The sequence below is a fragment of the Candidatus Angelobacter sp. genome, assembly GCA_035607015.1.
Taxonomy (GTDB): domain Bacteria; phylum Verrucomicrobiota; class Verrucomicrobiia; order Limisphaerales; family AV2; genus AV2.
On sequence record DATNDF010000349.1, the window covers coordinates 1 to 11,757 of the forward strand.

At 59.1% G+C, this 11,757-nt stretch carries 11 protein-coding genes; 2 read left to right on the forward strand and 9 right to left on the reverse strand.

The annotated features are described in order from the left end of the window. Positions 1–373 (reverse strand): FAD-binding oxidoreductase (locus VN887_13995; protein ID HXT41119.1); only part of this gene is annotated, 373 nt, incomplete at its 3' end. Between the two features lie 42 nt (positions 374–415). Further along, a complete protein-coding gene (solA, locus tag VN887_14000; GenBank protein ID HXT41120.1) occupies positions 416–1,537 on the reverse strand; it encodes an N-methyl-L-tryptophan oxidase in 1,122 nt (373 codons plus the stop codon). 127 nt (positions 1,538–1,664) lie between these two features. Between solA and VN887_14005 the strand changes: the two genes are divergently transcribed. Next, positions 1,665–2,828 (forward strand): alanine--glyoxylate aminotransferase family protein, encoded by a 1,164-nt coding sequence (locus tag VN887_14005; GenBank protein ID HXT41121.1) that lies wholly within the window; start codon positions 1,665–1,667, stop codon positions 2,826–2,828. 106 nt (positions 2,829–2,934) lie between these two features. Here the strand turns inward: VN887_14005 and VN887_14010 are convergent, their stop codons facing one another. Together VN887_14010 and VN887_14015 are read right to left on the reverse strand one after the other, a co-directional pair. Beyond that, positions 2,935–4,740: a cytochrome b N-terminal domain-containing protein gene (locus VN887_14010; protein HXT41122.1), complete on the reverse strand. Its 1,806-nt coding sequence runs from the start codon at positions 4,738–4,740 to the stop codon at positions 2,935–2,937. Continuing rightward, positions 4,740–5,285: a Rieske (2Fe-2S) protein gene (locus VN887_14015; GenBank protein ID HXT41123.1), complete on the reverse strand. Its 546-nt coding sequence runs from the start codon at positions 5,283–5,285 to the stop codon at positions 4,740–4,742. Before VN887_14015 ends, VN887_14010 begins: the two co-directional genes overlap by 1 nt. Positions 5,286–5,489: 204 nt before the next feature. On the opposite strand from VN887_14015, the gene VN887_14020 reads away from it, so the two are divergent. Continuing rightward, positions 5,490–6,968 carry a CvpA family protein gene (locus VN887_14020; protein ID HXT41124.1) on the forward strand — a complete coding sequence of 493 codons (1,479 nt, stop codon included), beginning with the start codon at positions 5,490–5,492 and terminating at the stop codon, positions 6,966–6,968. Between the two features lie 59 nt (positions 6,969–7,027). On the opposite strand, the gene VN887_14025 is transcribed toward VN887_14020, so the two are convergent. From VN887_14025 to VN887_14045, 5 genes are all read right to left on the reverse strand, one after another. Further along, a complete protein-coding gene (locus VN887_14025) occupies positions 7,028–7,504 on the reverse strand; it encodes a hypothetical protein (GenBank protein HXT41125.1) in 477 nt (158 codons plus the stop codon). A gap of 2 nt (positions 7,505–7,506) precedes the next feature. Next, the gene (locus VN887_14030; protein HXT41126.1) at positions 7,507–8,139 is read right to left on the reverse strand and encodes a sigma-70 family RNA polymerase sigma factor; all 633 of its coding nucleotides are present in this window, start codon (positions 8,137–8,139) and stop codon (positions 7,507–7,509) included. A gap of 9 nt (positions 8,140–8,148) precedes the next feature. Further along, entirely contained in the window at positions 8,149–9,186 is a 1,038-nt protein-coding gene (locus VN887_14035) for a polyprenyl synthetase family protein (protein ID HXT41127.1), read from the reverse strand. A gap of 112 nt (positions 9,187–9,298) precedes the next feature. Next, a complete protein-coding gene (locus tag VN887_14040; GenBank protein ID HXT41128.1) occupies positions 9,299–11,098 on the reverse strand; it encodes a matrixin family metalloprotease in 1,800 nt (599 codons plus the stop codon). Then, positions 11,095–11,646, reverse strand: a complete 552-nt coding sequence (locus VN887_14045) for a hypothetical protein (protein ID HXT41129.1) — start codon at positions 11,644–11,646, stop codon at positions 11,095–11,097. The genes VN887_14040 and VN887_14045 overlap by 4 nt, the downstream gene beginning before the upstream one ends. Between the last annotated feature and the right edge of the window lie 111 nt (positions 11,647–11,757).

Genomic DNA, 11,757 nt, shown 5'->3' on the forward strand with positions numbered 1-11,757 from the left:
TTATCCAGGCGTTGACGCAGCCGGCCTCCACAAGAGCGCGTCGATTGCGGGAATCCAGCGACAGGATCCTGTTCATCCGCGACAGAGTGATCATCACGCCGCCGGTCACGGCCAGCACTGCGCCGCTCAAACTCGTGCCGGCGCCGCGCGGAATGAAGGGGATATTCCTTTTCGCGCATAATTGGACAATGGCCACGACTTCCGCGGTGGACTTCGGCAGGACAACAAAGTTTGGCAGTTTCTTTTCGAGCGTGTAGGCGTCGCACTCGTAAACGAGCAGCTCTTCCGGCTTCCACACCACCCCGTCATCGCCAACGATCGCCCGGAGCTCGTCAACAATCTGTGAGGCATTATTGTCCGGCGTGGCTGGCATGCGGCCAGGCTAGCCAAACTCCGGCGGTCTGTCGAGCGGACTTCACCAACGATGACGGAATAAACCAAGATCGAAACCGCACGGCGCGCCGGTCAACAGACCCGCGAGCACTTCACCGATCGCGCTGGAAAACTTGAAGCCGTGGCCGGAACACGGGCTGGCGACGAGGACTTGTGGATGCGCCGGATGCCAATCGATATGGAAATGTTGGTCCGGCGTGTTCGTGTACATGCAGACGACCGCGGAGCAAAGCTCGCCGTCCGCCCCGGGAAGAAACCGCCTCACAACGCGGCGCATGTCTTCGACTTCCCGGGGCGATACGTCGCGGCGGATCGTATCAGGATTCACAACTTCGCCTTCATGATGGCCAGCAACCTTCACTCCCTCCCCCAGGTCCGGGAAGCCGTAGAAGTGCCGGCCCGGCTCGCATTCCCAAATGTGAATCGGACAGCGATCCGGCTGAAACCACTCCGGGGCCGTCGGTCTGAACCAGAATTGCACCTGTCGCTCGACAACGAGCGGCAATTTCAGATCTGGCAACAGTGCTGGAATCCAGCTGCCGGCGGTCAACAAAAGTTGGTCCGCAGTAAACTCGTCCTTCGCCGTAAGCACGCGCACACCGGCGCCATCTGGTTCCCAGCGCAGGGCCGGTTCGTCCACGCGCACACCGGCGCCGTGTTTTCGCGCCAGGGTGAGATGCGCGTCAACGCACGCCTCGGGAAAGAGGATTCCCGCCCGCGGTTCCCAGACCGCAATCATTTCGTCGGCGGGTTGAAGCGCCGGAAACCGTCGGCGCACTTCGGCCGCGGCGAGGATTTCGTGGCGAAGCCGATGTTCCTCCGCGCTTCGCCTCGCACCCGCGACCACCGCGCTGTCGGGCCGCCCGATCATCAACCCGCCGGTTTGTCGCAAGAGCGAACGTCCGGTCTCCCGTTCCAACTCGGCCCAGAGTTCATAGGCGCGCTGAATGAGTGGAACGTAAAGCGGATGCTCGAAATAGGCTTCACGAATGATGCGTGTTTTCCCGTGTGACGATCCGAACGAATGCGGTGGCTCGAAGCGATCGAGGCCGAGAACTCTCTTGCCGCGTCTGGCCAGTTGATACGCCGCGGCGCTGCCCATCGCGCCGAGACCAACGACGATCGTATCGAACCGGTCAGCCATTTTTGTTGGTCCACGAATTCACGGAAATCCGCGCGGGGATTCCTGTTGGCGGAGTTTCTCGTTATTCATGGATTCGAGACTTGCCAAATTCGTTGCTCGCGTCCAGCCGACTCTTTAATCTGCCCGCATGAAATCGTTCGCTGCTTTTCAACCGCCACCCCGACTGCTGATGGGGCCCGGCCCGAGCAACGTCGCGCCGTCCGTCCTCGAAGCCATGTCGCGACCGCTTGTCGGCCATCTCGACCCCGTGTTCGTCAAGATGATGGACGAGATTAAAACCATGCTGCGCCAGGTCTTTCTTACGACGAACGAAATGACCTTTCCAGTCAGCGGCACGGGCAGCGCCGGCATGGAATTCTGCTTCGTAAACCTCATCGAACCCGGAGACGACGTGATCATCGGTGTCAACGGCGTGTTCGGGACGCGCATGGTGGACGTAGCCGAACGCTGCGGCGCGAAGGTGACCAAAGTCGAAGCGCCCTGGGGCCGTGCCATCGAACCGCGACAGATCGCGGACGCCCTCAAGAAGGTTGTGAAACCAAAACTTGTTGCCATTGTTCATGCGGAGACTTCCACCGGCGCGCTTACTCCCGTCGAGGAAATCACGAAACTGGCACACAACGCCGGCGCGTTGATGGTGCTCGACACGGTGACCTCTCTGGCCGGGTGCCCCGTACGGATTGACGACTGGCAGGTGGACGCGGTCTATAGTGGCACTCAGAAATGTCTGAGTTGCCCGCCCGGTCTTGCGCCGGCGTCACTCAGTCCGCGTGCGCTCGAAGCCGCCACGAAACGGAAGACCAAAGTCCAGAGCTGGTATCTCGATGTGAACCTGCTGGCGTCCTACTGGGGCCAGGACCGCGTTTATCATCACACCGCACCCATCTCGATGAACTACGCGCTGCACGAGGGCCTCCGGCTGGTGTTGGAGGAAGGACTCGAAAACCGCTGCCGTCGCCACGAGCAGAATCACCTCGCGCTGAAGAAAGGTCTCGCGGCAATGGGACTTCAAATCGCCTCGCAGGAAGGCCATCAACTCTGGCAGCTCAATGCGGTGACCGTGCCCGACGGCGTGGACGAAGCCGCCGTGCGCAAACGGTTGCTGACCGACTTCAACATTGAAGTCGGTGCCGGACTCGGCCCGCTCAAAGGCAAAATCTGGCGAGTTGGTTTGATGGGCGAAACTTCGAGCAAAGCGAACGTGAAAATGTTCCTCTCCGCACTCGGGCAAATCCTGAACGACTCCGGACGGAAGATTGACGTCGCCGCGGCGCTCGCAGCGAGCGCGTGATCTGCCGGTGACGCGACCCGCCGCCTCATATTAATGATTTCCTCGCGGGCACATCCGGGCCGTCATCCTGACGGAAGACGCATGTATGACCTCCTGTTTTCGGAGATCATCTGCCCGGCTCGTACCATTCACCGCGGAGCCAGTCGGCGATTAACTCAATGGCATGGCCGTCGAGCACCTTGTCCGCTCCGAAGGCGGGCATCCGGTCGTTTCGTTTGCCATAGAAGCGCGCATGGGCCGGATTGGAAATGAAGGCGATCAGCCAGTCGCGCGAGCCGAAGGCGGTAAGGTCCGGCGCTGTCGTGTCTTCGTCGGGCTTGTGGAACTGATGACACTCGGTGCAACGCATGCCTTCGGTGGTGATGAGGGTTTTGCCTTCCGCAACGAGGGCGGCGTCGCGTTGGTCAAGCTCATGTTGGGAGCCCAGCGCGGCTTCGGCTGAAAGCGCGGTGACGACTTTCTGGAGTTGGGCCTTCTGCTCGTCAGAAAATCCAGCGACATCCTTTTTTACGAACTTCACCATTTTCCCCTCCTTGAATTTTGTGCCGCCAAAGTAATGCGGGCTGTCAACGCGCGCCGGATCGAGCAAACCCGCCAGCCATTCTCGACTCGCGAACCCTTTCAGGTCGGATGCCGCGGGCGCGTCCTTGAGTTCGTTCCCTGTGCCATCGTTGTCGCCATAGCGGTGGCAACTGGCGCAGTTTTTCGCGAAGAGTTTGGGGCCCTGGGTAAGCGGGTCGTTGCGCAACAGCGTCACCGCGCCTTCGCGTGGAATTCCGGTCGGCGATTGGGCAAGGACTTTGACGCGCTCAGCGTCGCGACGGGCTTCTTCAACAGCGATTTTGAAGGCCGGATCGCGCCTGTCCTGGGTCAGGGCCAGAAAAGTCAGAAACGCAACCCCGGCGAGCAGCGAGAAGGAAAGCCCGACATTGAAGCGGTGGCCGAGGTTCCACCGTCCGACGATCGGCATGAGAAAAATGATCAACATGACGAAAGCGGGGATGACGATCGCGCCCCAGATCTCGGTGCCGCCGGGAAAGAATTTGAGGAATTCGAAAAGGAAGAGAAAATACCATTCAGGCCGTGCGGCGGAGTAGGTTTCCGAAGGATCGGCGGGAGCGGCAAGGTCGGCACCCAGCCCCCCGCCGGTGTGGAAGAGCCACGGGCGCAGCACGAGAAACAGCACGGCAGCAAGCACTGCGAGGCAGGCGACGGCGTCGTTGAGCACCTGGTCGGGCCAAAAGTACTCGTCCGCTTTGCGTTTGGGATCCTTGGCGGTGATGCCGTGGCGGCGAAACAGAAAGATGTGCCATACCACGAGCATGACGACGCACGCGGGCAGCACCCCTGCATGCAACGCGAAAAATCGCGTCAGCGTGTGGTGGCCGTAATCCGGCCCGCCGATGATGAGCCGCTGAAGTGCGGGACCGACCATTGGCACAATGCCCATGATGTTGGTCGCCACCTTCGTCGCCCAATATCCCTTTTGGTCCCAGGGCAGCAGATAGCCTGTCAGCGAAAGACCAAGGACAAGCAGCAACAGGCCCAGTCCGAACCAAAAATTGATTTCGCGCGGCGCTTTGTAGGCGCCGTCAATGACCACCTGCATCAGGTGCAGCACGAGCAGGACGTTCATCACCGAGGCGGTGAAGTGGTGGATACCACGCAGCAGCCAGCCGCCGGCCATTTCGTTTTGAATGTAATAAACACTTTCCCACGCGGTCTGCGAACTGGGGCTGTAGCACATCCAGAGAAACAGGCCGGTGATGAACTGAATGGCGAGGCAGAAGACCAGAGTGCTGCCCCAAACGTAACGCCAACGCGCGCCGCCGGGGATGTTTTCATAGAGTGAATACTCGATGATCCGCCGGTAACCCGTGCGGCGGTCCAGCCAATCGAACAGGGCTTTCATCAGACGGGGATCTTTTCCCTTTCGCCGGCGCGGAAGTTCTGAAACTTCACCCAGATTTCATTGCCATTGCGGATTTCAACCTGCAATTCGTCAAGTCCACGCGGACTGGGACTTTTGGGATCGGCAATTTTGCCGTCGGTTGAGAAGCTGCTGTTATGGCACGGACAATGATAGCCTTTTCTTGACGCTTCGTAATCAACGAAACACCCCGCGTGCGGGCACATCACATTGAACGCCTGCACCTGTTTGTCGCCCAGCCGGCGCAGGTACACCGCGCCCACCGGCACGCGCGGCATGCGGTTCCACGCGTCGGTGTGGCTGGCGATGACAGAAAACTTGCGCGGCACACCATCTTCGGACAGCGAATTGAGGGAGGCAACGAGGACGGCGTCGTTTTCCCGCGTTTTGCGACGAAGCGGATCAAGAAAGACAAGCAGGCCCGAAACGGCCGGCACAAGTCCGGCGACAATGCCAACGGCAACGGCGCAGACTTCCTTGAAGAAATTGCGTCTGGCGGACGACCGTGGAACGTCGGGTTTTTCCATCTCAGCAAATGAATGCGCGCCAGCCACCGGGCCAGCGTTGAGTATGACGGATAAGTAGTGAAATTGTTTCAAAAGTAAACCTGAAACGTCGGGGAACCAAACTCTGGCCGGTTTTCGAACCTCGCTCCGGGGGCCCTATTTATCCGCGCCATGGCGCAAAATTTTTTCCGTGCGTTTCCGACGCGTTGAAACTATGTTCGGGGCATGACAATCTGGATAATGGCCGTACTGCTGTTCGCCCTGTTCGGTGCGCTGGGCTACGCGAAAGGTGCGATTCGGATGATATTCCCGTTGATGGGCCTTGTGCTCGGCGTGTTTCTGGCCATACCACTTGCCCCCGTCGTCAAACCACTGGTTCCCTTGGTGGGATTGAAAAACCCGGTCTGGAGCATCCTGATTCCGCCGCTCATCAGCTTCTTTTTCATCGCAATCATTTTCATAACGGTGGGGTTCATTGTCCATTGGAAGGTCAACCTTTACTACAAATATCGCACGGACGACTATCACCGCCTGAGCTGGGAACGCCTGAATAAGCGATTGGGGGTGAGCATCGGGCTGGTCGCGGGCGCAGCCTATTCCATTCTCGTGGGTCTCGTCGTTTACGTTCTGGGTTACCTCACCGTCCAGGTTTCCGCAGGCGAGAACGAGACCGGGATTGTGAAATACCTGAATCGGGCGCGCGCGGACTTGCACTCGACCGGTCTCGATAAAACGGTGTCGGCATTGGATCCAACGCCGGAAAAGTACTATCAGGCATCGGACATCCTCGGGTTGCTTTACCACAACCGGCTGCTGGAGAGCCGGCTCGCCGCCTATCCTCCCTTTCTTTCGCTTGCCGAACGCCAGGAGTTTCAGGACATCGCCAACGACACGGAATATCAAAACCTGCTCGCGACACAGGCGCCGGTCGCACAGATCATCGACAATCCCAAGACACAGGCCATACTCAATAACCAGGAGATCATCCAACATCTGAATGAAACCGACCTGAAGGATCTGCTGGAGTACTTGAAGACGGGCGAATCACCAAAATTCGCGGACACAAGGATCCTCGGCCGATGGCAGCTCGACCCCTATGCGACATTGCTGCAGGAAAAGAGGCATCGCAGCCACATGACCACCGCGGAGATGAGGCTTCTGAAGCAGGAACTGGAGTCCAAGAAAAACCTTACACTTGTCGCGACACCGGATAACAACCTGAAGTTGAAGGGGCAGGATATGGCGCAGATGTGGAAGAAATACGTCGGCGAGATGAAAGCCTACATGGAAGGCGGTTCCAGACGCCCCGTGGCTGCAGTCCGCGCGCCCGCGCCCGTTGCCGCTCCCCCTGTCTCCGCAGGTCAGCAACTCATGAACCAGCGCTACGGATTGAATCGCCGTGCGCCCGCACCGGCGCCAACGCCAGGCTCCGCGCCCACTTCTGTTGCCGTTGCTCCGCTCGCGGCGGCGGCACCCCCGACCCCTGCGGCGATCGCCGCCGAGATCGCGAAACTCCCCGTAGTGGTGCTGGCGAGCGGAAACTGGAAAGGGGATGGCGACAAATATGAAGTATCCTTGCAGGCACAGGCCAGCGGGCTGCCCTTCGACGACGCCAAGAAATCGGCCACCGCGACGGCTGAAATCAGAGATGGAAGGCTTTATCTGACCGAAACGGACACGACCTTCGTGATGGAAAAATTCTGAACACGGACGGGTGGAATCCTGATTTCACCCTTCAAGAGCGATCCTGAAAGGATATGCCGCTACGGGAGGTTGTAGCTCGTCCGTTCAACTCTCAATCGATTTACGTCAAATAAGGAGCTTGGGGCGCTGCCGGTGAAGACCGGGTTGACACTGGACTCCGAAGCGGTCTTGTCGGTCAATTGTCGGGCCGGTACCTGTGCGTTGACTTGAAGTGTCGAGGGGGGAGCCTGCGCGAACCAGGGACTAGCCAACGCCGGGGATGCGATTTCGTCAGGTCCACCTGATTGAGTAACCCCGAGTCCGATGACGAGCAGGCCGACAATGACCAGCCCATAGGCACAGGCGAGCAACGGCTTCGCGTCGAGTTCCCGGACCCATCTCCGCCACCACGGGGCGCGGCCAACCAAACCCTCCGCTTCGATGCGGGTGATCACCTTGTCGGGAAAATGGCTGAAGAAGCCCGGCGGCGGCTGTTCGTAACGTTTAAGATTAAGCAGCTTTCTCAGCCCGTCGAAATCTTCCGGCAAGGAATTCATGATTACTTCAGGTAGTCGGATAAATAAGCCTGCAATTGTTGTCGAGCGTAAAAAAGGCGCGAGCGGACTGTTCCCGTGTTGCAGTCCATGATTTTTCCGATCTCTTCGTGCGACATACCTTGCACATCATGCAACGTTACTACCAATCTGTGGATTTCAGACAGTTTCTGCATGGCAGCGTTCAATCTCTCCTGTAGCTCGATCAGGTTGACCTCCCGCCGCGGGGTCTTGTCGGATATCAACGCGACAAAATCAGCGTCATGTTCGGCGTTGAAATCCAGGTCGTTCAAGCTCATGTGGATCCTGTGCTTGCGCTGTTTAAGGAAGTTTATCGTCTTATTGACAGCGATCCGGTAAACCCATGTAAAAAAGCTGGAATCGCCTTTGAATGACTTGAGCGCCTGGTGAGCCTTGATGAACGTCTCCTGGGCGAGGTCGTTGGCGTCCTCGTGGTTGGAGGTCATGTGGTAAATCGTGGCATAGATGCGTTCCTGATAACGCTCCACCAGTCCGCCATACGCCTCCATGTCGCCCGCCTTGGCTCGCTTGACGAGTTGCTGTTCCTCCCGGGGATCAACCGCCGGCTGTGGGGCCACGGATGCCATGGGGGCTTTTTCGAGCACATTGGCGTTCATGGCAAGTTATTATACCCCCAATGCCGCCGTTTGTTGCTCCAAAAATCCGGTGAGCGCGTCCAGCGCCATGCGGCTGTCCGTTTCCGGCAGCGGGGCAAGGCACTGCCGCGCCGCGTCGAGGAACTGGCGGATGGTGCAGCGGGATTCGTCGAGCGCATCATATTTCTCCAACAGTTCGATCACGCGCGGCAGGCAGCCGCCGTCCCAGTGCCCGATCAGCTTCTCCAGTTTTGCCCGATCCGCAACGCTCGATCGTTCCAGCGCCACCAGCACCGGCAACGTCAGCTTTCCATTCGCGAGGTCCGTACCAAGCGATTTGCCGACCAGCGCCTCCGACCCGAACACATCCAGGCAATCGTCATAGATCTGGTAGGCCGTGCCCAACGTCAGGCCGAACTGGCGCAACACCGCCCGCTCTGACGGCGCGGCGCCGCAGAGCCAGGCACCCAGGTCGCACGACAACGCGAACAGCTCGGCCGTTTTCATTTCGAGGACTCGGAAGTATTCCTCGCGAGAGGAGCCGAACTGCCGCTGCCGGTGCGTTTGCAGGATTTCACCGGAGCAAACGGTTTTGGTCGCCGCCGACACGGCCCGGCAGACTTCAGTTGTGGGAAAGCTCGCCGCGAGCTTCAACGCGTGAGCGAAGAGACAGTCACCAAGCAGGACAGAAATCTGGTTGCCCCAGTTCGCGGCAAGCGTCGGTTGCTGACGGCGGAGCGACGCTTCATCCATCACGTCATCATGTACCAAGGTAGCCAGATGGACCATTTCGATGATCACCGCTACGGTGACCAGACTGTCGTCCGGCTTCCCGACGGCCCCTCCACTCAAAGCCACGAGCGCCGGGCGCAATTGCTTCCCCTGATTTGTCAGCGCGTACTGGGCATAGGCCGCAATCTCCGGAGTGAAAGTATGGACCTGTTCAGCCAGGTGGTTTGCCACCGCTGTCAAAAACGGGTCAACAGGCCGCACAATCTGTTTCCATGAATGCGGTGGTTGTTTGGCGGGCGCGGCGACTGCAACGGCTTTGGTTTCGGCAGCCAACATCGTGGGCCAATCTAAGGTTGGCCAAATTCCAAGTCAAACTTAAGTCGTCCGACAGATAACGCGGCAACTTGACGCCCGATGTTTGCTTGCACCTGAACGCGTTTGGCCTCTTTCAAGGCAGCGCCTGCACCCGATAGAAACGAAAACCGTTTGTGGCGGACGCGTCCGTGAACTGAGTCGAGGCCCCACCCGACGCCACGGGCGAACCCACCGTCTGCCATGGATCATTGGCCACATCGCGCCGGCTCCAGACCCGGTAATTCCTGCCCGGACCGCTCTGCCAGGCGATCGTGCTCCCACCGGCGTTCATTACGATGCTGTCGATTTTTAAGAGCGAAAGCGCGTTGGTCGGGTTGGTTCCTGCAATGTATTCGTCCTGATTGTTGAAAGTGTCACCGTCCGGATCAGCACCTGGCCCGGCTTCCGACGCTGTGAAAAGGGCGAAGTATTGACGCTGGAAGCGATCATCCAGACCGTCGAAATTGAAATCCGGGACAAGGGACTGAATGTCGAGGAACCCGTTTGCATACGCGAGGTCGGCACCGCGCTGGATGACAAAACTACGCAGGCCGGGACTCGCGTTGCCGGCGACGCTGATGGGAATGGAAACGAAGTTGAGGCCGGAAAGTGTGGAGAACGCGGGGGCGCCAAGAGTCAATCCATCGCCGGTGATGGCAAGAGTCGCGCCCGAGGTCGGCAGGTCGGCGGACGCCACGCCGATGATCAGGTTGCTTTGACCGGGACGGATCGTTGTCGGTAACGAGGACCAGTTAAACGAGCCGGAATTATTGCTCGGCGTGCGAATCTGCGTGATGCGAAATGCCGGACTGCCGCTGGTGACGGTGAAACTTTGAGTGAGGGTCGTTCCGGCCGCGAGCGTAATGTCGGCGTCGTTCGACGGCAGGAAGGCGGTTTGCACGGCGTCAAAAATAAAATTGCCTGCCGCGTCCTTTTCGTTGCTGACGTCTCGCCCCCTGATCAGGAAGTCAGCCGCGCCAACAGGGTCCAGCGGCGTGACGCGCACACGATATTGGCCGGGTGGCATTGCGGGCAAATCGTAAGATCCATTCGTATGCGTGACGGTTCCCGCGGCAAGGTTTCCCGTTGAAGCTTCTTCTGCCAGCACTACGGCGCCAAAAACTGCCGAACCATTCATCGTTACCTGACCCTGCAAATGGCCCAGCGTTGTGATCGTCCCTGAGGTGCCGTAAAGCCACTGGACGGCGGCAACTTCGTCGCTCGAAAGCCCTGCCTGGGCGTTGACCCCGCCACTGCCGCGAAACAGCATCGTCGCGCCGCCGACCGGCGAATGTTTCAATCCGAGAAAGTGTCCGATCTCATGCAGGGCCGTCGATTCAACAAAAATCTGCGTGCCCGATGCGTTGGTATTGTTAAAATCGGTGAACCACGAGTACTGCACTCCGTTGAACACAATGTCGGCTTCGGCTTGAGCGTTGTTGTCCGGAAACCAGGAATTGAACGTCACGCCCAACGCGCCGCTGATGTTGTCCATCCCACCATTCACGGTGGTACTGTTTTTCGCCCAAAACACGACATTCTGGTTGTCGCTGGTATTGATATCCACTCCCGGCGCGACAACTCCGGCGTCCTCGAATTTCAGAACCGTGCCGGTGATCGACTGCCATTGCGCAAACGAGGCGCGCACGGCATTCAGTTCGGCCACAGTGTTGGTATTCGAGAAGCCGTCGGAGGCCAGAAAAAAGCGGATCGCCCCCGTCACCGGGTTCACAACGTTCGTATGAACTCCTCCCGCATTGGGCGGATCGGAAGGCTCGAGCGGATCCAGATGCCAGCGCAGCGGGTCGCCCGTGCTGTTCAAATCCACGACGAACGCGCGGGCGCAGAAGCCGGAGACAAAGATGAGCGGGGGCAATGCCCTTCTGATTTTCATCGATTGCCCCGGTGGACTCGCTGTTTCAATTCTGTGAGTGTCAGCCGCTGTGCCGTCCGACGCTTGACGCCTCGGGGAACCGCGCCTCGCAAATTGTCGGGCGCGCCGTGAAACAGATTGCGGACGAGCCGCTCGCCGGTTCCCGGTTCCTGCCAGACATGAAACTTTCCCTGCGCCAGACCGAGTGTGACGCCTTCGCCGCGCTGGTTCAGCACCAGAAACGCGACCACCTCCTCGCCAATGCCATAATCGACTTGCCCCGAGACAACGGATTTTTCTCCGCCAAGGATTCCGCCTCCGTGGACGATGGTGCAGCGATTGGTCGGGAGAGAGCCTTTCCAGACCTCGCCGACTTGCAACTCGACCTTCGTGTAAATACGACCCGCGGGGTCGCGCTGGCAGCTTTCACTTAAAACGGTGCCGCGCACGACAAGCGCCGATTGATCGGCCAGTTGTTCGACCGAAAGCGGCTCCATCTGGACCGCGCGCAGCGGGAACGCCCCTGTCAGCGACAACAGAAGCACGCCTGCGCAAATCCGACTTTTCATGCGACAAAGATAAACGACCGCGGTTGGCCTGCCAAAAGTATTCTCGTTGACGCGATCCTCGACAGTGAGATGAGTCTAACCGCGGCGGGCGCTCTGCGGGGCGATGGCCTC

Excerpts from the sequence above, each read along its gene's own strand:
- solA (HXT41120.1), bottom strand. The coding sequence starts at position 1,537 with ATGGCTGACCGGTTCGATACGATCGTCGTTGGTCTCGGCGCGATGGGC.
- VN887_14005 (HXT41121.1), top strand. The coding sequence starts at position 1,665 with ATGAAATCGTTCGCTGCTTTTCAACCGCCACCCCGACTGCTGATGGGG.
- VN887_14010 (HXT41122.1), bottom strand. The coding sequence starts at position 4,740 with ATGAAAGCCCTGTTCGATTGGCTGGACCGCCGCACGGGTTACCGGCGG.
- VN887_14015 (HXT41123.1), bottom strand. The coding sequence starts at position 5,285 with ATGGAAAAACCCGACGTTCCACGGTCGTCCGCCAGACGCAATTTCTTC.
- VN887_14020 (HXT41124.1), top strand. The coding sequence starts at position 5,490 with ATGACAATCTGGATAATGGCCGTACTGCTGTTCGCCCTGTTCGGTGCG.
- VN887_14025 (HXT41125.1), bottom strand. The coding sequence starts at position 7,504 with ATGAATTCCTTGCCGGAAGATTTCGACGGGCTGAGAAAGCTGCTTAAT.
- VN887_14030 (HXT41126.1), bottom strand. The coding sequence starts at position 8,139 with ATGAACGCCAATGTGCTCGAAAAAGCCCCCATGGCATCCGTGGCCCCA.
- VN887_14035 (HXT41127.1), bottom strand. The coding sequence starts at position 9,186 with ATGTTGGCTGCCGAAACCAAAGCCGTTGCAGTCGCCGCGCCCGCCAAA.
- VN887_14040 (HXT41128.1), bottom strand. The coding sequence starts at position 11,098 with ATGAAAATCAGAAGGGCATTGCCCCCGCTCATCTTTGTCTCCGGCTTC.
- VN887_14045 (HXT41129.1), bottom strand. The coding sequence starts at position 11,646 with ATGAAAAGTCGGATTTGCGCAGGCGTGCTTCTGTTGTCGCTGACAGGG.